Origin of the sequence: Pseudomonas sp. Teo4 (genome assembly GCF_034387475.1) — a bacterium.
Taxonomy (GTDB): Bacteria; Pseudomonadota; Gammaproteobacteria; order Pseudomonadales; family Pseudomonadaceae; genus Aquipseudomonas.
This window is the reverse complement of sequence record NZ_JAXCIL010000004.1, coordinates 40,032-61,900: the sequence shown is the minus strand read 5'-3', so window position 1 is coordinate 61,900 and position 21,869 is coordinate 40,032. Positions and strand designations below refer to the sequence as shown.

Sequence of the window (21,869 nt, the reverse complement as noted above, 5' to 3'; positions counted from 1 at the left end):
CGAAAGGGCTGCAGAGCAGCCCCCTATCTGATCAGAACTCGACCTTCACCGCCTGCGAAGCGCGGGTCGCCTTGGCCCGCGCCGCTTCGACCGACTCGTCACGCGCCAGGCACACGCCCATGCGGCGGGTACCGTTGATTTCCGGCTTGCCGAACAGGCGGATCGCAGTGTCCGGCTCACTCAACGCAGCGCCAAGGTTGGCGAAACTGGTCTGCTGCGACTGGCCTTCAGGCAGGATCACCGCCGAGGCCGACGGGCCGAACTGGCGCACCACCGGAATCGGCAGGCCAAGAATGGCGCGGGCGTGCAGGGCGAACTGCGACAAGTCCTGGGAAATCAGGGTCACCAGGCCGGTGTCGTGCGGGCGTGGCGACACTTCGCTGAACCACACCTGGTCGCCTTTGACGAACAGTTCCACACCGAACAGCCCACGGCCGCCCAGGGCGTCGGTGATTGCCTTGGCCACCCGCTGCGATTCGGCGAGCGCCTTCGGGCTCATGACCTGTGGCTGCCAGGACTCCTGGTAGTCGCCTTTCTCCTGACGATGGCCGACCGGCTCGAGGTAGCTGGTGCCACCCACGTGGCGCACGGTCAGCAGGGTGATTTCGTAATCGAAATCGATGAAGCCTTCGATGATCACCCGGCCCTTGCCAGCACGGCCGCCTTCCTGGGCGTAGTCCCAGGCCTTCTGCAGGTCGGCATCGCTACGCAGCAGGCTCTGGCCCTTGCCCGACGAACTCATCACCGGCTTGACCACGCACGGGTAGCCCAGGTCGGCCACGGCCTTGGCGTAGTCTTCGAAGGTATCGGCGAAGTGATAGGGCGAGGTCGGCAGGTCCAGCTCTTCGGCAGCCAGGCGGCGGATGCCTTCACGGTTCATGGTCAGCTGGGTGGCGCGGGCGGTCGGCACCACGTTGAAGCCTTCGCTTTCCAGTTCGACCAGGGTCGCGGTGGCGATGGCTTCGATCTCAGGAACGATGTAGTGCGGCTTCTCGGCCTCGATCACTGCACGCAGGGCAACGCCATCGAGCATGTTGACCACATGGCTGCGGTGCGCCACCTGCATGGCCGGAGCATTGGCGTAGCGGTCCACGGCGATCACTTCGACGCCCAGGCGCTGCAGCTCGATCACCACTTCCTTGCCCAGCTCGCCACAGCCGCAGAGCAGTACACGGGTCGCGGTGGGCGACAATGGGGTTCCGATACGGGTCATTTCAGGTCCTCGAAGGCATCCGGGGCGGCGCCAGGCTGGGCGCCGCCCGCTGAAAAAAGGACCGTTATTCTACACCATCAGCCCGCCACGGCGGCCCGTCGGGCACGAAATGCCATTGCCAGCCACACCGCCGTGACCCCGGCGAACTTGGAAGCCATGGCGGTGCCGATGACAGCAGGGGTCAGCGCACCGATCATGCCGAAGAAAATGAAGGTATCGACCGGAATGCTCAGCGCCGAACTCAGCCACAGGCGATCACGCAGCGGCCTGCGGGTGATGCTGAACACCAGCCAGTCGATCAGTTCGGAAATGAAGAAGGCGGTTGCGCTGGCCAGGGCGATGGCCGGCTCCGAGGTCACGTAGGACAGCACCAGCGCCACCAGCATGGCCACCAGGGCACCGTGGCCGAAACGGGTTTGCACCATATCGCGCAGAATGAACACCAGCCCGCCCCAGGCGGACCAGATCACGTCCAGGTGCGGGGCACTGGAGAAGGCGTAGTTGATCAGCACTACGCTGCTGATGTAGGCAATGAGATAGAACATGACCGGGGGATCTTAGGGCAAGCCCGACAGATTAGCGCCGCCTTCTTCGCGGGTAAACCCGCCCCCACAGGGATGCCACCACCCTCTGGAACAACACCGAACCTGTGGGAGCGGGTTTACCCGCGAAAAAGCCTACCTAGAAATCACTGTCCCATGATCAAGCCGGCAGCCACCGCCCGCTCATGACAGAGCTTCAGCACCACCCGGCGCTCATCGTTGCTCATGCGTCCCCAGCGGCCGATTTCCGCCACCGTACGCTGACAGCCGGTGCAGATATCCTGCTCATCCAGCGCACAGATGCTCACACAGGGCGAGGCGACCGGGCGTTCGGTCGCAACCACTTCACTCATCGTCGATCACCAGCTCCCGAGCATAACGCTCGGCATTGTGTACATAGTGGGCGGCGCTGGCTTCGAGCATGCGTTTCTGCTGCTCGGTAAGCTCACGCACCACCTTGCCAGGGGAACCCATCACCAACGAACCGTCGGGAATTTCCTTGCCCTCGGGGATCAACGCATTGGCGCCGATGATGCAATGCTTGCCGATGCGCGCGCCGTTGAGAATCACCGCATTGATACCGACCAGGCTGTAATCGCCGACCGTGCAGCCATGCAGCATGGCGTTATGCCCCACGGTTACACCCCTGCCCAAGGTCAGCGGTATGCCCTTGTCGGTGTGCATCACGGTGCCGTCCTGGACATTGCTGTCTTCGCCAATGTCGATCAGCTCGTTGTCGCCGCGCAACACCGCTGCGAACCACACGCTGGCACGGGCCTGCAGACGCACTTTGCCGATCAGTGTGGCATTGGGTGCGGCCCAGCTGGTGGGATGGCTCTCGACCCGCAGGTCGCCCAGGCGGTATTTCATGTTGGCTCCTCATGGCTGAAGGCAGATGGCGGGGTGCGCCCCGCTCAGTTTTCGATGTGACGCTCGGGGGGCTCGTGCAAGCTGATGCCGGCATCGAACAGCAGGTTGACCAGTTCCACGATCATGATCGCCGACAACCCCCAGATCTTGTACTCGCCGTAGCGGTAGCTGGGCACGTACCAACTGCGGCCCTGGTAATCGATTCGGTGGGTATGATCGCGTGGGTCCTGGCGGAAGAATTCCAGCGGCACGGTGAATACTGCCGCGATCTCGGCATCATTGGCGCGGTATTCGACGTAATCCGGGATTAAGCCGACGAATGGCGTCACTTTCAGGCCATGCAGGGAGATCAGTGGACTGAGGGGGCCGATCACCTCCACCAGCCCTGGCGGCAGGCCGATTTCCTCTTCGGCCTCACGCAAGGCGGTGAACACCAGGTCAGGGTCTTCCGGGTCACGACGCCCACCCGGGAAGGCGACTTCGCCGCCATGGGTCGACAAGCCCTTGGCACGCAGGGTCAGGACCAGTTCGGGGTCTTCGCTACGGGTAATGGGCAAAAGCACCGCCGCCTCCGGAAACCGTCGGTCGGTTTCCAATGATGCAGGTTCATGGTTGCTCATTCGGCGAAGAAGCTCGTCCAGCATTGCGCACTCTCGTTTCCAAGGCCTGCCTGCATGATGCACCAAAGCCGCGAAGCACCCAAGCCCCGTAAGCTTGCGGGCACCCCGCCTGGCGCGCCAAGATAACCGCATCACAAGGGAAGAACAGCATGAAATTCTGCAGCGCGTGCGGCCAACCGGTCATTCAGCGGGTCCCCGAGGGCGACAGCCGCCAACGGTATGTCTGCGATCATTGCCAGACCATTCACTACCAGAACCCCAATATCGTCGCCGGCGTGCTGCCCATCTGGGGCAGCCAGGTGCTGCTGTGTCGCCGCGCCATCGAACCGCGCCGTGGTTTCTGGACATTGCCTGGCGGCTTCATGGAGAACGGCGAGACCCTCGACCAGGCCGCCCGTCGCGAAACCAGCGAAGAGGCCTGCGCCCGGGTCGGGACAATGAGCCTGTATCAGCTGTTCGACCTGCCGCACATCAACCAGGTGCACGTGTTCTTCCGCGCCGAACTGGCCGACCTCGACTTCGATGTGGGCGTCGAGAGCCTGGAGGTGCGGCTTTTCGAGGAACACGAGATCCCATGGGACGAGCTGGCTTTCCGCACCGTCACTCGCACACTAGAATGCTATTATCGCGACCGCATCGGGCAGGCCTTCCCGGTTGGCCATGAATACCTGCCGCCGATGAACGTCACGTCCACCACTTAAGTTTTCAGGGATACCGCTTCATGCGTTGGTTGTTCGCCCTTTTCTGCCTTTGCATTACGTCGGTGTCCCAGGCGGCCTACACCGAGGTCATCATCCGCAAGCCGCAACCGCCCGCGCAGGCGCCCTCAGCCTCGCAGGCAGCCATGCAACCGCTGATCGACAAGGTGCTGGTGATCAAGTCCCAACGCCGTCTGCAATTGATCAGCCGTGGCGAGCCGCTCAAGACCTACCGGATTTCCCTGGGCAAGCAGCCCAAGGGCGCCAAGGAGCGCGAGGGTGACAAGAAGACCCCCGAAGGCCTTTACTGGCTGGATTGGCGCAAGGAAAGCGACCGTTTCAACCTGGCCATGCACATCTCCTACCCCAACATCAGCGACGCTGCCCGCGCCACCCGCGAAGGCATCAGCGCCGGCAGCATGATCATGATCCATGGCACGCCGATCAACGATGAGTACCCTGAGTGGTACTTCCACACCCTGGACTGGACCGACGGCTGCATCGCCATGCGCAACAACGACATGCGCGAGGTCTGGGAGCTGGTCAGGGACGGCACGCTGATCGAGATCCGCCCCTGAGGTCCTACATTTCAACTTGGGCTGTAGGAGGTTTCGCACGATATCTCCATGCAGGCCCTACACCCGCCTAGGCACGGGATCGCATCCAAGCACTTCGCTGCATTTTTAGAATTTCCGCATACCGGTACCTGAACGGTACCGACCTTGCGGGGTTCTTCCATGCTGTACCCATCACGCCATTTCTTCGCCCTACGCTACCCCTGGCTGATCGCCGGCCTGCTGACCGTGGCTCAGGCTCTGGCCGACGACCCTGCCAGCCAGCAACTGCGTGATCAGCAACAGTCACTGCGACAGCTGGAACAACAGCAGCGTCTGCAGCGCTGGCAGCGGCCCTCAATACCTGCCACCCCCAAAGACACCTCGCCCCAAGAGCCGATCGACAGCCGTTGCTGGGAGATTTCCGGTGTGCGGCTGGCCGGCAACCAACTGCTGACGCCGCAGGTGCTGGAAGCCACGGTGCGGCCACTGGTGCCCACATGCATTGACATTGCCAGCATCAACCGACTGCTCAAGGCCATAACGCAGCGCTATGTAGAAGCCGGCTTCCCAACCAGTCGCCCCTATCTGCACCAAGCCCCCAGGGATGGCGCCCCGCTCGACATCGTCATCATCGAAGGCTTCGTCGAATCGATCGAGTTCGTCGGAGCCGAACTGCCGCTGTCCCTGCGCGGCGCATTTCCCGGAATGCTGGGGCACCCCCTGTACCTTCCCGATCTGGAACAAGGGCTGGATCAACTCAACCGCTTGCGCGCCTATGCAATGGGTATCGACCTGCTGCCCGGCCAGATGCCAGGTGGCACCCGCGTGCAGGTTGTGCCTCACGAGCTGGCGTCGCGCTGGCACCTGGACAGCCACTTCGACAACCGCGGCAGCGAGCTTACCGGTCGTCATCGACTGACTGTCGGCCTAGGCCTGGACAGCCCACTGGGCCTGAATGACGACCTGCGACTGTCTGTGGTCTCGAGCGTTTTCGATGCACCAGGCCAGAGCCAAGGAGTGAACCTTCATTACAGCATCCCCTACGGTCCATGGACCTTTGCGCTCAACGCCAGCGAAATGCGCTATGACGCGCCCATTCCCCAGAGCCCGCACACCACCAGTGGCAGCAGCAGCTATCAAGGGCTGAACGTCGAGCGCACGCTATGGCGCAACCAGCGTGGCATGTTCAGTGTCAGTGGCCGGCTGAACCGCAAACAGCTGATCAACCGCAGCAACAACTCGGTGCTGGCCATTCAGAGCCCTACCCTCTCGACGGTCGAAGCCGGCGTCAACCTGCTCTGGCTCGACCGCGGCCTGTGGAATGCCTACCTGGGCATGACCCAAGGTGTCGACTGGTTCGGCGCAGACCGATCGGCACTGCGCGCCGACGCCCCCAGCCCAGATTTTCGCAAGTACCGCGCCCACCTGTTTCATCTGCGCCAAGGCCCCGCTCAGTGGCCATGGCGCTGGCAAAGCGAGTTGGCCCTGCAGTTCAGCGACAACGTACTACCCGCCGTCGAACAACTCCTGCTCAACGATGACTCGGCCGTGCGCGGATTTCGCCAGGCCACCTTCGCTGGCGCCAACGCGGCCTTGTGGCGCAACACCTTCAGCCAGGCCCTACCCATGGACTGGACCGGGCCTGTGCAAGTACGCCCGCACCTCGGCCTGGACCTTGGCTGGGTGCAGCTTGCCCATGACGCACCCTCGCACCGCTTGGCGGGCGCAGCGGCAGGCCTGGAACTGAGCCTGCCGAACAGCCGCCTGCGCCTGGACTACCAACACGCCCTCTACGCCAGCAACCTGCCCCGTTCCCGAATGGAACGAGGCTTCTGGGTAGTGGAGTGGTCCCTGAACATCTGATTCACCCACAAAAAAGAGAACGAGACCATGCAAGCACTCTCGCAGTTGAAGTCACCCCGTCCCGACACCTTGCGCTGGGCCATCTTCCTCGCCCTGCTGGGCCCCGGCAGCGCTCTGGCCCAAGGCGGCCTGCAAGCGACAACGGGCCCTGGCGGCACACCGGTCATCAACGGTGGCCACGGCGTACCGGTCATCGACATCGTCGCCCCCAACGCCACTGGTCTGTCACACAACCAGTTCCTGGACTACAACGTGGGTAAACCCGGCGTGGTGCTCAATAACGCCCTGCAAGCCGGCCAATCTCAATTGGCCGGCGCCCTGGCCTCCAACCCGCAGTTCCAGGGCCAGGCGGCCTCCACCATCCTCAACGAGGTGGTCAGCCGCAACGCATCGCTGATCGAAGGGCCGCAGGAAATCTTCGGACGACCGGCCGACTACATTCTGGCCAACCCGAATGGCATCACCCTCAACGGCGGCAGTTTCATCAACACCACCCGGGCCGGGTTCGTGGTCGGCACGCCAGAGCTGCAGGAGCAGCGACTCAAGTACCTCGACACACTCAATGCCAGCGGTAGCTTGAACGTGCTCAAAGGAGGCCAGAGCAACCGCGAAGGCGCCCTCGACCTGATTGCCCCACGCCTGGACAGCACAGGGCTGCTTCAGGCCAAGCATGATCTCAACATCACCGTAGGCCGCAACCGAATCGACCACGGCAGCGGCCAAAGCGTCGAGCACCTGCCCGCGCTGCCCTCCACCATCGACGCCAGCCTGTTCGGCGCCATGCGTGCCGGGCGCATCCGCGTGGTCAGTACCGCCGAAGGTGCGGGGGTACGGGTGGGAGCAGTGGAGGTCGAAGGCCGCGAAGGCATCGACATTCGCTCAGCGGGTAGCTTGCAGGTAAAAGGCGGGGCCAGCACGCCTGCCAAGCTGCGCAGTGAGCAAGGCGCGATGGCACTCGGTGCAGCCGACGACCTGACATTGAGCGCCGTCGACGGGCACGCAGGGCGCATCGAGGCCAAGGCCGGCAAGAAACTGACATTGGACGCCGAAACCCAGGAAACCATCGAGCGCAATCGAGACAAGTGGAGCAAGAAGTTCCTGTTCGTCACCCGGGAAACCTACAACCGCGAGCGCACCACCACCAAGAAAGAGCAGCATGGCACAACGCTGCACGGCCGCGACGGGATGGCATTGCAGTCGGGGGCGGACATGAAGATGGTGGCGGCCAACCTCAGCACCCCAGGTGACCTTGACCTGAACAGCGGCGCCAGCCTGGACATCGAGGCCGGCATCGCCAGCCAGCGCACCCAGGAAACGGTGCGTCATCGCAAGGACTTGTGGCGCGGTGACCATGACTCGGATCAGCTCGATGAAACGGCCCGCGCCAGCACGCTCGATGCCGGGCGCATGACAATCAAGGTTGCCGATACCTTCAAGGTCAAAGGCAGCACACTTCATAGCGGCGGCGAACAGACCATCAAGGCCAAGCAGGTCGAGGTGGGTACAACGTCCTTGAAAGAACAGGGTACCCAGCGCAATTACCGAGGCGACCTGGTTTCCGGCACCTTCTTCGGCGACCGCAAAGGCAAGGACAGCAAGGGCAATAGCGTTGCCGGCAGCAGTATCACCAGCGACGGCGCCATGCAGGTGGTTGCCGACCAGGTCAGCCTCAAGGGCAGCCGGGTCATGGCCAAGGGCGATGGGGTGCTGTACAGCGAAAAAGGTCGACTGGCCATCGAAGCCGACCATGGCAGCAGCACCTCCACCGAGCGCGATGGCAGCAGCAAGCTGTTCGGCTTGCTCGGCAACAAGCATGAGAACCAGACGAACAAAGAGCAGGTGCTGATCAGCGACGTCTCTTCCACCACTAATCTGCGCCTGACCAGCGCCAAGGAGATGCGCATTCATGGCGCCAAGGTCGAGGCCGGCAAACACCTGCAGGTCGAGGCCAAGGGCGACCTGCTGGTTGATAGCGCCCAGTCGCGGGACATCACCCAAACTTCGTCCCAGCATCGCAGCTTCACGGCCGATGCCAAGCAAACCCAAGAGGCCCAGGACGGCAAACCTGAATCCCGCCAATACGCAGCCAGCGTGGGCTATGAAGTCGCCACCACAACCGGCAAACGTGACGAGACCCGCCAGGTTGCCAGCGAACTCAAAGGCGCATCGGTGGGCCTGGACAGTGGCGCCCATCTGCAGGTCAACGGCTCTAAGGTTCAGGCCAGCGCGGGCGACCTGACTCTGAAAGGCAAACAGTTGACCCTGGGCGCCACGCGCAACGATACCGACGACTCCACCCGCACTCAGGAAAGCGGCGGCGGCCTGACCGTGACCGGCGGCATCGACAGGCTTGGCAGTGCGTTCGACGGCCACCACAACACTCGCACACTCACCGAGCACAGCAGCAAGATACAACGCAGCGAACTGCAGGCCAGCGGCGACCTGAAAATCGACGCTGGCGAGCTGGTGAACGAAGCGGCCCGCGTAGAGGCCGGTAAAACCTTGCAAGTCGTCGCCAAGCACATCGAAAATCGCGCCCTGCAAGACACCGAACAGCATGAAGAAAACATCGATAACTGGCGAGGCAGCCTGGGTGCCAGCGTGGAGTACCGTGACCTTACCCGCCCGATCGAACGCCTCGTACTGGGTGAAGAAGCCCAGCGCTTCCAGCAAGCCTCGCCGGAAGATGCCATGGCAGCGCCCAGTGTGGGCGCCGACCTCACGCTGGAGCACATCAAGCGCCTGGAAAACCAGCGCCGCGGCTATGCCCAGGTCAGCGAGTTGTCCGGCAGTGCGGTGACGACCAAAGCCGACATCATCCAAGACCAAGGCACCGCATGGCGAGCCAACGCCGGCACCTTGCAGATCGACGCCGACCAACATCATCTGCGTGCGGCAGAAAACACCCAGCAGACTACAGTCCAGCGGCTGACCTACGGCGGCGACCTGCGTGTGGACAGCACCACCGGCAGCGACCTGAACGTGCGCGCCTCCGGCAAGGGCGGCTCGCTGGACAAGCTGGACATCGCCAACACAGCGGTACCCGGTAGCCTTTATGGGCAGCAAGGCATCCAGGTGCAGTTGGGTAGCGACGGCCTGTACGAAGGCACGCGAATCGGAGGCGGCGAAGGCAACGTCGTCATCCAGAGTGGCGGCGCCCTGGCGCTGACCCAGGCGACCGACCATGGCAAACAGTCGTCGCGCCAACTTGACGGCAACGCCTGGGCCAAGGGCGGCAACCGGCCGGACAGCGTCGGAGGCGAAGCGCGCGGTTACCTCGACCACGCCCAGAAAAACAGCGAGCAGACCAAGGCACAGGTCGCCCAGATCGATGCCAAGGGCGATGTGCGCCTGGTCAGCAAGGGCGACCTGTTGCTTGAAGGCACTCGCATCGGCGAACGTACCGCCAGGGTGGGCAATACCCACCTGGAAAGTGGCGGCCGGTTGCACGTGAAGGCGGCCAGCGATAAGCAAAAGTCCAACGGCGCCAACCTGGGCGGCGGCATGGAGCTGGCGGCCAAGAGTGGCGCGACCCAGAGTGGCACCCTCGGTGGCCACTTCAGCAAAGGCAAGGTGGACGAAAACGCCAGCCAAGCAGTCGATGCCCAGATTACCAGCGCAGGAAAGGTGACCGTGGCCAGCAACGCCCGCGAAGACATCGCCGTGCACCTGCAGGGGCTGCAGGTTTCTGCCGAACAGATCGAACTGAACGCCAGCAATGGCGGACTGCTGGTCGAAGCCTCGAAGAACATCGAGCGCCGCAACAACCTGGATATCACCGCCGGTGCCGGCTTCAATCTGGCTCAAGGCGCCACCAACACCCGCGGCCTGCACGGCCGCGTCAAGGTCGACCTGGACAAGCGCGACAACCAGACCTGGAACGCCAACACCCTGCGTGCCGGGCAAATCAGCCTGGAAAGCCTTGGCGATACACGGGTCGAAGGCGTCAGCCTGGAAGCTGGGCGCATCACGGGCACTATCGGCGGTGACCTGAAGGTGGCCAGCCTCAAGGACAGCGTCGATACCCTGACAGTCAAGGCCGATGCACGGTTAAGCCATGAGAAGAACCCGCAGGGTTACACCAATGCCGCCAGCTCGCTGGCCGGGCCTTTGGGGGGAGACGTCGCGAAAAAAGCCGGCCCGGCCTTGAGCAAAGTGGAGCCTGGCTTCTCCCCCACCTTCAACCTCGACCTCACTCACGCCCAGCGTGACAACGTCGCCCAGCAGACAACGTTCAAGGGCAGCGAAGGTATCGAGCTGAACGTCGCCGGCGATGCCCAGTTGCTGGGTGCGCGGTTGCAGTCGGCCAAAGGCGATGTCGCATTGCGTGCGCAAGCAGTGACGCATGAAACCCTCAGTGGCAGTGATTATCGCCGTGAGGTGTCGATCGATGCCTCCAACTCGCCAGTCGACCTGGGCACCGCCGTGGCTCAGATGACCAAGGGCAAAGGCGCGGCGGATGGGGAGAATGCGCTGGACCTGGGGTTGCTGCGGACCAGTGGGCACAATCGCAATCAGGAATGGGGGGCAAGCGTTCAGGGCAAGCGGGATTGATTGAGATGGGCGGGTAGCCCGGTTCGTCAATGAGTGCAAGAACAGCGTCGGCTTGGAGAGCGGCGCTGGTTTGTGGGGCTGGGCGTACCTACGAAATCAGGAACAAATCAGCGCACGCTGATCATAGTAGACACCCTGTCAACCGACGCCATTAGTTCAAAAACTCTTATTAGAATCAGAATTCTCCAAAAAAATAGACATCCATGAATCCATCACATCCCATAAATCGACTCCACATGTCGGTTCCTCGGGGTTTTCATGCCACCAGATGAAAGCTTCCCGACCTAATGATTCACTGCTCAATGACAGATAATCACCGCCTCCATTAGAGAACACACCAACCATATTCGGAAGCGAAGGGTAATCTTCGTCACATAGATCCTTAATGACAACGAAATCCTCCAACCTTGAAGGCCCCATAGTGCAACCAATGTAGAACCCAAATCCGTTGTGCACCTCCATGTAGAATTTCTTCAATTCCACCGAAAGATAAGAGTACTCATCAAGACTTATCGCCTCAAAATTTAAGGGGGCTCCTCCCATGTAGAAATACAGAGAACCATCTTCGCTGTATACGTATATAAGGTATGGTTTGTCAGCAACGGCTAATACCGTACCTACAACACATTTATCAAGCCACGCACTTACCCACGGCAAAAGGTCTGAGAAATCGGACCATTCCGCAGGAACAAACCGCTCACACCCAGATGAAAGACCAAAGCCAACCCACTGCTCAGGAAACTTCACTTCCGGAGGAACATCATCGGATGAGAAATATACCTCATACCCTTTGAGTTCAACCACAATGTGCTCCCTCAGCGACTCGAACCCTTTCATCCTATACCCTCAACACCCTAAAAGAAGTCTATTAATACATTACTGAACTTCTGACTCCAGCCGCTCCGCCTTATCGAGAACGCAAAGAACCTCAATCCAGCAGATCCAATCATTCCACTAGGACAAAGCTTCTCAAAGCCTCGATCAACTTTGAATGACTCAGCACTTCTTCATCTTTCCGATTACGAATCAGCGTAAATACGCCTTTACTTGCAGAAAGAACCTCCACTACATCTCCCTTGTAATTTGTAACCTCAATGAACCCACTAACCACACCACTGAGATTATCTATCTCAGACAGCAGGGTAGGATACTTCATTAGCACGCCAGCCTCATTGGTACCAGTTTCGGTGGCTGGATTGTCAAAATACACCTTGATCTTAGGGCAAACATGCCTATCCCAACGAAAGACGGGAATCATTCGCTGAATCATTTCTTTAAACTCACCCTCAGACTCAGCGCCTGAGAACTCGCATCGATGTATCGGAATACAAAGATACAGATTCTCTCTCTTGCCTTCCAATCGACCCTTCAAGCTACCGTGATAGGTGTTCGGCACGACTAGCGCATGAGTAAATCCATACTCATTTGGAGAGATTTTGAATAAAGCTGTCTTATTCTGACTCAAAAAAACAGGCGCCTGACCAACAACCGCTACAGAAAAATCCCTATCACTTATATTTTCAGAAATAACGAGCAAATCTTGCTCACCTGCGCTTTTCAAGCAATATTCATAAATCGCCTTCGGAAGCTTGTGCTGAAAAAAATAGCACCCAGCGTATTCATCTACGCTAGCGAAAGACTGCAACAAATCATCCTTAGAAAACATACCAACCTCACTCATAAACTTCGTGACGAGCATCGAAAGCCTCTCCACCTTTAGCACCAATACCGCCACCAAGCATAGCCCCGCCAAATGCCATCAACTTCTGACCGTCAGAACCCTCACCAAATAGTTCGACTCCGGCCCAATGCCCTGCCATACCGCCCGTAATACCACCCACCAATCCTGCTACAACCAAAACGGGGCTTGCCAGTACAAAAGCACTGGCAAGCCCTAGCGCCATCACTACACGCTCAAGCAAAACTGGGACTTCTGGATCGAACCCATGTCGGCAAGCAGCCACTTACAACGTTTACGCGTACGGCCACGTTGGCTGGATGGAGTGCTGACTTCGTCCAGCAGCGGCTGGGCGTAGCTGATGTCACTGACTTGAGCGCCAGAGAGGAGGAAGCGCAACGGTGTCCTGTTGGCGTCGCAGAGCATGCGGATTTTGGTTGTCAGGCCACCGCGACTGCGGCCTAGAACGTGATCGGCAGGATCGTCAGCCCGGCCAATAAACGTGTTGCCCACTGCCTTTAGCTTTTCGTAGGACCTATCCGATACAAGGTTTCACTCGCGGCATCTGGCCACGGACCGCCCTACCCGGCTACCACGTTACCCGACGCTGGCCAGCGGTCGCTTGTGCCTCCATCCACTGTGCGCCGCGCAGCAAGGGGATGAGGGCTGCATCCGGTTGCATCTCGAAACGAATTTGCGCCGTGCGCTTCATCAGGTCGGCATCCAGGTTCACCTGATGCTGATCCTGCAGCGCCAATTGCCCGAGCAGGTGCCAGCCCTTCCGGCAGTCGAGCTCGATCCAGCCTTGCCCCAGAGCCAGTGCCCAAGGGGCGCTCACCGCCAAGTCCACGACCTTCAGACGCCCTTCGGAACCTTCGCACTGCCGACCCGAGCCTTGCGCCCTCAGCATGCCCTGCCACTGCCCCGACAAGCGATAGTCCGCCTGTGCTGTGGCTTGCGCACCTGCCGCCTGGGCCTGCAACCGCCAGCGCCACGGCCAGCCATCGGCACGCACCTGCCAGGCCTGGCCCTGGTAACCCAACGTGCCGGTTGCAGTCAGGCGCCATGGCTGCCAGGTCCATTGCAGCGGACCGACCGCGCCCCATTGCTGCGCCTGTCCTTGCCAAAGTGTTCCGCTGACACCGTGAATCGCGAGTCCCGACGCGCGCACCAGCCAACTGGCGGGTAACTCCATCAACAAAGTCACCCCGAACACCACAGCCATCCACAGCAACCCGCGCCGACTCATGGCTGCACCAATAGGTCGAACTGCAAGCCTTGGGCGCCCTGCTCCAGGCCCCATTGCAGCGGCTGTACGCCTTCTGCCCGCAGTGTTTGCAGCCAGCCCTGCAGAAACTGTGCGTCAGCAACCTGGCCGCGCAGCTGCCAGCGCTCGCCTTGCGGTTCGACCTGGCGCAGGTCGACGCGCGCCGCCTGCGCGCTCTGATGCAGGCGCTCAAGGCTCAAGGTCGGGCCAGCTTCTGGCAAGCTTGCAGCCGTTGCCGCCAGCCCACGCCATTGCCCCACCTCTCGCCACACACCTAGCCCTTCACGGGTGACCAACACCACCAGCAGCAGCGCGATCAGCCACCAGGCCAATGCCATTCGCTGGCGCAGCAACCCATGCAGACTCATGCCGCGCCCCCCAGATCGAAGGTCACTTGCCACTGCAATGCTGGCGCACCACCTTGCACCTCGACGCTGGCACCAGCCGCCTCGGCCATCTCGCGCCAAGGTGGCGTAACGCCGTCGCCCTCCAGACGCAGGTGCCAACGCTGGCCGTCGAAGCGCACCGCCTGCAGCCGCCACTCGGGGTGCTCATGGAGCCAGCTTTGCAGGCGTGTCTGCAGGTCGTCGAGCTGGCGTAAGCGCACCTGCTGCTGCACCTGCGTTTCGCGTAAGCGCTTGAGCGCCTGGGCCGCCTGGCGGGGCGAGGCCTGTTCGCCAGTCACTGACACTACCTGGGCTCGCCAGACCTGGGCTTGGCGCCATTGCTGGGTCAACCACAATCCACCCCACAGGCACGCCAACGACAGGCAGGCCACCAGCAGACCGCGCTGTTGCCGTGACAAGCCCGGCAACCTGCGTGCCCCTCGGGGGTGTTCGTATACGCGTGACAGTTGTGCCAGCGGTGCCAGTTGTGTTGGCCACGGGCCGTCCTCGGACTTGAAGCACAGGCTTGACCACGGTTGTTCAGGCAGCTCACCCAGCCCATCTGGCCAAGCCAGCCACACTTCGTGCTCATCTGCAGTCCTGCCCTTGAGCAGGCTCATGCCCGGCGACCTTCGCCACTGCCAGGCAGCCCCCGGTTCAGGCATCGGCAACAACTGGAATTCGGCCCAACAGTGCTCGACCTGCAGCCCCCACTCGACACACTGTTCGCGCCAGCCATCCAGGGGCTGACGGGCCACTGCCAACAAATGAAGTTGCCCAGGCTGGCGGGATAGACACGCGCACACGACCTCATCTGGGCTCTGAAGCAGCCGGTCTTCCAGCAGCATTGGCCACTCTTCGCGCCTGAGCCCTGGCGGTGCCGCCACCTGAAACTGGCTGCAATACTCTGCGGGGATGATCAGCACAACCTGAACGTTCTCACGCACAGGCGGCTTACCCACCCCTTGGCTTATCGCCTCACCTTTATCGACCAGCAACCAGTCCCAGACGATGCCTGGCCGCACTAGCAGGTACGGGCGCTGTGGTGCCCGACGACGCCACTTAAAACTCATGACCGCCCCCAAGGGAGAGCGAAGGTGCAGACATAGGGTGCTCCATCACGCTGCAGTTCCAGACGCACACCTCGACCCGGGTGCGCCGGTTGATCGGAAGGCCAGGCCAGCCAGCGGCCGCTCTGGTGGTAAAGAATGCTCATCGCGCTAACCCGCTCCAGCTGCTCACGCAGTACCCAGCGTGGCGCGGCAGCGGCGTACAAGTCGGCCGAGCTTTCCAGCGCCAGGCGCTGCTCGCGGGCGTCGAAACGCAAGCGCTGGCGCTGAAGGCGTGAGCCACCCTCGGCTTCGGGTATGGCGGCAGCGGCCACCCACAGCAGTTGCTGGCGATCGGGCTGCCAATCGAGCCATCGGCTGGCCAGGGGCAGGCGTTGTTCATAGACGCGGCGCAGCACCGGGCTGTCGAAGCGCCGTTCCAGGGCCAGGCAAAAGTCCAGCACGCTGGTTTCCTGGGTCGTAGCCTGCAGCCGTTCGCGCACCTTCAGCCAGCCGTTGACCAACGCCGAGAGCATGACGCCCAGCAACGCAGTCAAAGCCAGCGCGACCATCAGTTCGATCAGGGTCAGGCCTGCCTGGTGCCGCTTCATGGGGCAGTTCCTGTGCTGGCGGTCATGGCCGCATCGCCGGCAAGCCGGCTCCCACAAAGATTGCGCAGTACCTGTAGGAGCCGGCTTGCCGGCGATTGGGCCAGCGCAGTCATGGCCGCTCCAGAAAAATGCTGAACTGGCCCAGCGGCAGACGCTGATCTCGGTCGGCGTAGAGCTGCAACTCACCCCGGCGCAGGTCGCGCACACCGGTACGACGCAACTGCAACTGCCAATGGCAGGCCTGGCCGCCCTGGCTCAGTACACCGCCAACCTGGTTACCGGCCGGCCAGTATTGCTCGACGGCAAAACGCGCTTGCAGCTCGCGCGCGCACAGCAGGCCGAGGCGGTGGTGCTGCAAGCTGTCCTGAACCGCCAGGCGCTGACGCAGGACCTGGCTGGTGATGACCGCCAGCACGGCGGCAATGGCCAGGGCCACGGTGACTTCAAGCAAGGTGAAGCCCTGTTGTCCGTTCCTCATGGCGTAGCCGCCACACGTAGCTGTCCATCACGGCCCCAGTCCCAGCGCTGGCTACCCTCGGCCCAGCGCCAACGCACACTGCCCGGCTGCGCCCATCCTTGGGCAGTGAACAGCAGGCGTGGTTGTGCGCTGGCTGGCCAGTCTGGGCGCAGGCCCTTGGGCCAGTCGCCCAAGCTGATCGGTTCGACGACCCAACGGTGCCCCTCCCTGCGGACGAACTCCGGATGCTGGCCAGTCCAACGCAACCCGCGCAACTGTCCGGCGTGGCGCGCCAACGTGGCCTGGGCCCTGGTCTCGGCTGCAAGGCGCAGCAAAGCCTGGTCGACACTCGCCCTGCCGCTGTCGAGAGAGGCCACGGCAAGCCCGGTCATCAACCCGGCAATGGCCAGTACCACCAGCAGCTCGAGCAGGCTGAAACCCCGCTGGCCAGTCATGCGTTACAGGTCCCAGTTGCCCAGGTCGGCGTCCTGCCCTTCGCCGCCCTCCATGCCATCGGCACCCAGCGAATACACATCGACTCGGCCATGCTCGCCCGGCATGCGGTACTGGTACGGCGTGCCCCAGGGGTCTTCCGGCAAGCGGCGCACGTAGCCGTCACTGCGCCAGGCACGTGGCAGCGGCTCCTGGGCGGGCTTTTTAACCAGTGCCGCCAAGCCCTGCTCGTTGCTGGGGAAGCGCAGGTTGTCCAGGCGATACATGTCCAAGGCCTGCTCCAGTGTGGCCAGGTCGGCCATGACTTTCTGGCGCATGGCTTTGTCCTGATTGCCCAGCACGCTGGGCGCGACCACGGCGATCAGCAGGCCGATGATGAAGATCACCACCATGATTTCCATGAGGGTGAAGCCCCGCTGGCGGGTGCGTCGTTGCTGCATGTTGATACTCCTTGTCTTCACAGTTGCAGGCCCTGGTTCAGTTGCATGATCGGCAGCAACACCGCCAGCACGATGAACAGCACCACGGCGCCCATCACCAGGATCATCAGGGGTTCGAAAAGCGCCATGGCGGTGTCCACCTGGCGGGCGAAGCCGCGCTCCTGGTCGTCGGCCACGCGTTCGAGCATGTCGGCCAGGGTGCCGCTGGCTTCGCCACTGCCGACCATGTTCACCAGCAGTGGCGGGAACTGCTGGCTGGCGTCCAGGGCGCGGTGCAGGCTGGTACCGCCCTGCACTTGCAGGCGCACCTGCTCCATGGCCTGGCGGATACGCCGGTTGCCGACCGTTTCGGTGGCCACCTGCAGGGCTTCGAGCAACGCCACGCCACTGCCACTGAGAATCGCCAGGCTGCGCGCCAGCCGCGCGCTTTCCAGTACCTGAAGCAGGCTGCCGATACGCGGCAGGCGCAGCAGCAGTACGTCGCGACGCAGGCACCAGTGCGGCTTGCGCAGCAGCCAGCCAGAAAGCCCCGTCAGCACCAGCGCCAGGCCCAGCAACCAGGGGCCGGCGTGGACCAGGCCCTGGCTCAGGCCGATCAGCAGCGAGGTGATCAGCGGCAGGCTTTGCCCGGCATGGGCAAACTGCTCGGTAAGCTTGGGCACGACGAATGTCATGAGGCCGACCACGACCGCCAGCGACACCCCCATCAAAACGACGGGGTAGATCAGCGCCGTACGTGCCTTGTGCTGCTGGCGCTGCACCTGCTCCAGGTGGTCCGCCAGACGTGTGAGCACCTGGGCCAGGCGCCCGGAACGCTCGCCGGCCTCGACCAGTGCGCAATAAAGCCCCGTGAACGGCGCGCCCAGTCGAGCCAGGCTGCGCGCCAGCCCCAGGCCTTCGGCCAGCGAGCCCCGCAAGGCCACCAGCACACTGTGCAACTGCGGCTCACGCAGTTGGCGCTCAAGCGTGGCCAGGGCATCGACCAGCGCAATGCCCGCGCCGGTGAGCGTGGCCAATTGACGTGTCAGTTCACACAGCTGCGCACGGCTCAGGCGCTGTCGACGCGGCTGGCGAGCACCGCCCTCGAAGCAGTGCAACTGACGGGCGAACAACCCTTGCTCGCGCAGCAACTGGCGCGCGTGACGTTCGCTGTCGGCCTGCAGGCTGGACTTGTGGGTTTTGCCGGCCAGGTCGACGGCTTGGTAGCGATAAGTCGGCATGGCTCAGCCCTGCACCACACGCAGCACTTCGGCCAGGCTGGTCTGGCCACGCGCCAGGCAGTCGCTGGCCATGGCCACCAGGCTCTGGCGCCGCGGGGCGAGGTAATCCTGCATGGCCACTTCGCTCGCACCGTCGTACAGCAGCCCGATCAACCCGGCGTCCAGCTCGATGAACTCATAAAGGCCAAGGCGCCCGACGTAGCCGCTGCCCTGGCAGTGCTCACAGCCCACCGCATGGTAGCTGCTGCCCAGCGCTGCCAGTTCGGGCCACAGTTCTCGCTCGGCCGCTTGCAGCGGTTGCGCCACTGCGCACTGGCACAGCCGGCGCACCAGGCGCTGGGCCAGCACGCCACGCAGGCATGAGGCGATCAGGAACGGCTCGATGCCCATGTCACGCAAGCGCGTCACGGCGCCCACCGCACTGTTGGTGTGCAGGGTCGACAGCACCAGATGGCCGGTGAGGCTGGCCTGCACGGCGATCTGCGCGGTTTCCTGATCGCGGATTTCACCGAGCATGATCACATCCGGGTCCTGACGCAGAATGGCACGCAGGCCGCTGGCGAAGGTCAACCCGGCACGCGGGTTGATCGCCGTCTGGCCGATGCCAGCAATCGCGTACTCCACCGGGTCCTCGACGGTGAGGATATTGCGGCTGCCATCGTTGAGGCTGTTGAGGCTGGCATAAAGGGTGGTGGTCTTGCCTGAGCCAGTCGGGCCGGTGGACAACACGATACCGTTGGGCCGCGCCAGGCAGGCGCGCAGGCCTTGCAGCACGGCGCTCGGCATTCCCAGGTTGCCCAGCGCCAGCAAGCTGGCCTGTTTGTCGAGCACGCGCATCACCACCCGCTCGCCATGGATGCCGGGCAGGGTCGATACCCGCACATCCACCTCACGCCCGGCAGCACGCAGGGTGATGCGCCCGTCCTGCGGCTGGCGCTTCTCGGCGATGTCCAGACGCGCCATGACCTTGATCCGCGATACCAGCATCGCCGACAACGCCCGTGGCGGGCGCAGCACTTCGCGCAGATGGCCGTCCACCCGCAGACGTACCACCAGGCTCTGCTCGAAGGTTTCGATGTGGATGTCCGAGGCACGCAGGCGCAAGGCCTGGCCGAACAACCCATTGATCAAGCGGATGACCGGCGCTTCATCGTCACTTTCGAGCAAGTCCTCGATGCGCGGCATTTCGCTCATCAGGCTGTCCAGGTCGACCTGCTCGCCAATGCCCTCTATCAGCGCCTCGGTGGCTGCATCTGCGGCCTGGTATAGCTGGCCGAGGCGCTCATCGAAAGCGTCAGGTGCCAGGTATTCGAGCGCCGTGGGTTGGCCATGCACGCGCAGCAGCTCTTGCAGCTGACGACAGTCGGCATCCCGGCGCAGCCACAGATGCCAGCCGCCGTCGGCTGGCGCGCTGGCAATACCGGTAAGACGTGCCAGGCGATAGGGCAGCATCACCAGTCACCGCCTTCCAGGCGTGCCCGGCTGGCAGGGAAAACCTGCATCAGCGGCGTGCCCTCGGCCAGGTCTGGCAGCTTGAGCGGGGTGGTCTGTTGCAAGGTGCGGTACTTGTCCTCGCTCAGGCCCGCCAGGCTTGGCGCATCTCGCAGGATGCGCGGGCGGATGAACACCATCAGGTTCTGCTTGGTGTTCTTGCTGGTATCGGAGCGGAACAATCGGCCCAGGCCGGGGATGTCACCCAGCAATGGCACGCGCTGGTCGGTGGTGCTCAGCTCGTCGCTGATCAGGCCGCCCAGGATGACCAAACCGTTGTCCTCGACCATGACCTTGGTCTTTATCTCACGCTTGTTGGTGATCACATCGCTGGCGGCAGTGGAGTCGGTAAGGGACGAAACCTCCTGGACGATGTCCAGACGCACGCTGTTGTCGATGTTGATCTGCGGCTTGATACGCAGCTTCACCCCGACTTCCTTGCGTTCGATGGTCTGGTAGGGGTTGGCGTTGTTCTGGGTGACAGAGCCGGTGACAAATGGCACTTCCTGGCCAACCAGAATCGACGCTTCGGCGTTGTCCAGGGTCAGCAGCGTCGGCGTGGACAGCAGGTTGAAGCCGCTCTTGCCTTTGAGTGCGTTGATCAGCATGGCGAAGTTGAAGCCGCCGCCAATATGGCCGATGCCGGCCGTGGCGCCTGTGGTGGCCGACAGCAGGTCACCGAGTGCCTCGCTGTCGCCGCTGGCAGCGGCGCCGGCTATGTTGGCGATGTTCACCCCGTTGCTGCCGAAGTTGACGATGCCTGCCCCGAACTTTTCATCCGCGAACAGCCACTGCACTCCCAGCTCCTGGGCGCGGCTATCGGAGACTTCGGCAATGATCGCTTCAACCACCACCTGGGCGCGGCGGATGTCCAGCTGCTCGACAATGTTGCGGTAAGCCGCCAGCTCGCTGTCGGGGCCGACCATCACCACCGCATTGGTGCCTTCTTCAGACTCCAGGCGGATACCCGAATCGCTGGCCGGCACCATGGGTTTGTCCTTGCCCTCCCCTTCACCTTCGCCGGGCACCCCGCCTTCCTGGCTCAGGCCGCGCAGTACCTTCACCACCTCGCCAGCGTTGGCATGGCGCAGGTAGATCACCTGGGTATTGCTGCTGTGCTGGTTGTCGCTGGGGCGGTCGAGCTGCTTCAACAGGGCACGCACGCGGTCAGTGCTGCCTCGCACCAGCAGGGCATTGCTGCGAGGGTCGGCAACCACCTGGGTACTGTCGCCACCTTGTTCGCGGGCCAGCAGACGGGTCAGCAACTGGGCGGTGTCGGCGGCGCTGGCATGCTGCAGCGGCATCACCTGCAGCGGCTCGTCGCTGACCTGATCAAGCTGGCGTAACAGGCTGTCGATGCGCTCGAGGTTGCTGCGCCAGTCCGTCACCACCAGCAGGTTCGCCGCAGGATAAGGGGTGATGACCCCAACCCGAGGGTCGATCAGCGGTTTGAGGATGCCCAGCATCTGCTCGCTGGCGGCGTTGCGCACATTGAATACCCGGGTGGCCACGCCATCGCTGCCTTCACCCTGTTTGCCGGCAGGCTCCACCGGCACCGGCTCCAGGCGCGCGGCCTGGTCGGGGACGATCTTCACACTGCCATTGGGCAGGTCGACGGCGGCATACCCCTGGGCGCGCAGCTGCGCCAGGAAGATGTCATAGATGGCATCGGCATCGTGACGGTCGACGGTGCGGACCGTGACCTTGCCTTTGACCCGAGGGTCGACGATGAACGTGGTGCCGGTGATGCGCGACACACTGTCGATGAACTCGCCCAACTCGGTGTCGACGAAATTGACTTCGTACAGCGGTGTGCCGTCATCATCGAACACTTCCGGTTCTTGCGCCCAGGCCAGCGTCAGCGCCAGGCTCAAGGCCGCAGCCACGCAGTATCTAACGA

22 protein-coding genes and 1 pseudogene are annotated in these 21,869 nt (G+C 62.6%); 4 read left to right on the top strand and 19 right to left on the bottom strand.

Annotation, left to right across the window (positions count from 1 at the left end; translation table 11 throughout):
• Positions 1–31: 31 nt before the first annotated feature.
• From purT to PspTeo4_RS28755, 5 genes are all read right to left on the bottom strand, one after another.
• Positions 32–1,213: a formate-dependent phosphoribosylglycinamide formyltransferase gene (purT, locus tag PspTeo4_RS28775; protein WP_322366990.1), complete on the bottom strand. Its 1,182-nt coding sequence runs from the start codon at positions 1,211–1,213 to the stop codon at positions 32–34.
• A 77-nt stretch (positions 1,214–1,290) separates the two neighbouring features.
• Complete coding sequence (locus tag PspTeo4_RS28770; RefSeq protein ID WP_051096690.1) at positions 1,291–1,758, bottom strand: VUT family protein; 468 nt, start codon at positions 1,756–1,758, stop codon at positions 1,291–1,293.
• A gap of 143 nt (positions 1,759–1,901) precedes the next feature.
• Positions 1,902–2,108, bottom strand: coding sequence for a DUF1289 domain-containing protein (locus PspTeo4_RS28765; RefSeq protein ID WP_322366989.1), 207 nt, complete (start codon positions 2,106–2,108; stop codon positions 1,902–1,904).
• Entirely contained in the window at positions 2,101–2,625 is a 525-nt protein-coding gene (locus PspTeo4_RS28760) for a gamma carbonic anhydrase family protein (protein ID WP_322366988.1), read from the bottom strand. The genes PspTeo4_RS28765 and PspTeo4_RS28760 overlap by 8 nt, the downstream gene beginning before the upstream one ends.
• A gap of 44 nt (positions 2,626–2,669) precedes the next feature.
• Positions 2,670–3,269 carry a CoA pyrophosphatase gene (locus PspTeo4_RS28755; protein ID WP_322366987.1) on the bottom strand — a complete coding sequence of 200 codons (600 nt, stop codon included), beginning with the start codon at positions 3,267–3,269 and terminating at the stop codon, positions 2,670–2,672.
• 125 nt (positions 3,270–3,394) lie between these two features.
• Here PspTeo4_RS28755 and PspTeo4_RS28750 point away from each other — a divergent pair, with 125 nt between their 5' ends.
• From PspTeo4_RS28750 to PspTeo4_RS28735, 4 genes are all read left to right on the top strand, one after another.
• Positions 3,395–3,946, top strand: a complete 552-nt coding sequence (locus tag PspTeo4_RS28750; protein WP_322366986.1) for an NUDIX hydrolase — start codon at positions 3,395–3,397, stop codon at positions 3,944–3,946.
• Positions 3,947–3,966: 20 nt separating this feature from the next.
• The gene (locus PspTeo4_RS28745) at positions 3,967–4,521 is read left to right on the top strand and encodes a L,D-transpeptidase family protein (protein WP_322366985.1); all 555 of its coding nucleotides are present in this window, start codon (positions 3,967–3,969) and stop codon (positions 4,519–4,521) included.
• A 159-nt stretch (positions 4,522–4,680) separates the two neighbouring features.
• Entirely contained in the window at positions 4,681–6,363 is a 1,683-nt protein-coding gene (locus PspTeo4_RS28740; protein WP_322366984.1) for a ShlB/FhaC/HecB family hemolysin secretion/activation protein, read from the top strand.
• A gap of 27 nt (positions 6,364–6,390) precedes the next feature.
• Positions 6,391–10,917, top strand: coding sequence for a hemagglutinin repeat-containing protein (locus PspTeo4_RS28735; protein ID WP_322366983.1), 4,527 nt, complete (start codon positions 6,391–6,393; stop codon positions 10,915–10,917).
• A gap of 156 nt (positions 10,918–11,073) precedes the next feature.
• Here the strand turns inward: PspTeo4_RS28735 and PspTeo4_RS28730 are convergent, their stop codons facing one another.
• The 14 genes and pseudogenes from PspTeo4_RS28730 to gspD form a co-directional block, all read right to left on the bottom strand.
• Positions 11,074–11,721 carry a hypothetical protein gene (locus PspTeo4_RS28730; RefSeq protein ID WP_322366982.1) on the bottom strand — a complete coding sequence of 216 codons (648 nt, stop codon included), beginning with the start codon at positions 11,719–11,721 and terminating at the stop codon, positions 11,074–11,076.
• Positions 11,722–11,863: 142 nt separating this feature from the next.
• Positions 11,864–12,616 (bottom strand): hypothetical protein, encoded by a 753-nt coding sequence (locus PspTeo4_RS28725; protein ID WP_322366981.1) that lies wholly within the window; start codon positions 12,614–12,616, stop codon positions 11,864–11,866.
• Entirely contained in the window at positions 12,591–12,839 is a 249-nt protein-coding gene (locus PspTeo4_RS28720; protein ID WP_322366980.1) for a hypothetical protein, read from the bottom strand. The genes PspTeo4_RS28725 and PspTeo4_RS28720 overlap by 26 nt, the downstream gene beginning before the upstream one ends.
• Positions 12,836–13,084, bottom strand: a pseudogene (locus tag PspTeo4_RS28715) (IS5/IS1182 family transposase); the annotation flags it as partial. The pseudogene PspTeo4_RS28715 and the gene PspTeo4_RS28720, both read right to left, overlap by 4 nt.
• 100 nt (positions 13,085–13,184) lie before the next feature.
• Positions 13,185–13,844: a type II secretion system protein N gene (gspN, locus tag PspTeo4_RS28710; protein ID WP_322366979.1), complete on the bottom strand. Its 660-nt coding sequence runs from the start codon at positions 13,842–13,844 to the stop codon at positions 13,185–13,187.
• Entirely contained in the window at positions 13,841–14,230 is a 390-nt protein-coding gene (gspM, locus tag PspTeo4_RS28705) for a type II secretion system protein GspM (protein WP_322366978.1), read from the bottom strand. The genes gspN and gspM overlap by 4 nt, the downstream gene beginning before the upstream one ends.
• Positions 14,227–15,321, bottom strand: coding sequence for a GspL/Epsl periplasmic domain-containing protein (locus tag PspTeo4_RS28700; protein WP_322366977.1), 1,095 nt, complete (start codon positions 15,319–15,321; stop codon positions 14,227–14,229). Before PspTeo4_RS28700 ends, gspM begins: the two co-directional genes overlap by 4 nt.
• Positions 15,318–15,908 carry a prepilin-type N-terminal cleavage/methylation domain-containing protein gene (locus PspTeo4_RS28695; RefSeq protein WP_322366976.1) on the bottom strand — a complete coding sequence of 197 codons (591 nt, stop codon included), beginning with the start codon at positions 15,906–15,908 and terminating at the stop codon, positions 15,318–15,320. The genes PspTeo4_RS28700 and PspTeo4_RS28695 overlap by 4 nt, the downstream gene beginning before the upstream one ends.
• 109 nt (positions 15,909–16,017) lie before the next feature.
• Positions 16,018–16,386 carry a type II secretion system protein GspI gene (locus PspTeo4_RS28690; protein WP_322366975.1) on the bottom strand — a complete coding sequence of 123 codons (369 nt, stop codon included), beginning with the start codon at positions 16,384–16,386 and terminating at the stop codon, positions 16,018–16,020.
• A complete protein-coding gene (gene gspH, locus PspTeo4_RS28685; protein WP_322366974.1) occupies positions 16,383–16,820 on the bottom strand; it encodes a type II secretion system minor pseudopilin GspH in 438 nt (145 codons plus the stop codon). The genes PspTeo4_RS28690 and gspH overlap by 4 nt, the downstream gene beginning before the upstream one ends.
• A gap of 3 nt (positions 16,821–16,823) precedes the next feature.
• Positions 16,824–17,258 (bottom strand): type II secretion system major pseudopilin GspG, encoded by a 435-nt coding sequence (gspG, locus tag PspTeo4_RS28680; protein ID WP_322366973.1) that lies wholly within the window; start codon positions 17,256–17,258, stop codon positions 16,824–16,826.
• Positions 17,259–17,275: 17 nt separating this feature from the next.
• Complete coding sequence (gene gspF / locus PspTeo4_RS28675) at positions 17,276–18,478, bottom strand: type II secretion system inner membrane protein GspF (protein ID WP_322366972.1); 1,203 nt, start codon at positions 18,476–18,478, stop codon at positions 17,276–17,278.
• A 3-nt stretch (positions 18,479–18,481) separates the two neighbouring features.
• Positions 18,482–19,930: a GspE/PulE family protein gene (locus PspTeo4_RS28670; protein ID WP_322366971.1), complete on the bottom strand. Its 1,449-nt coding sequence runs from the start codon at positions 19,928–19,930 to the stop codon at positions 18,482–18,484.
• Positions 19,930–21,855, bottom strand: coding sequence for a type II secretion system secretin GspD (gene gspD, locus PspTeo4_RS28665; protein ID WP_416196999.1), 1,926 nt, complete (start codon positions 21,853–21,855; stop codon positions 19,930–19,932). Before gspD ends, PspTeo4_RS28670 begins: the two co-directional genes overlap by 1 nt.
• Positions 21,856–21,869 lie beyond the last annotated feature (14 nt).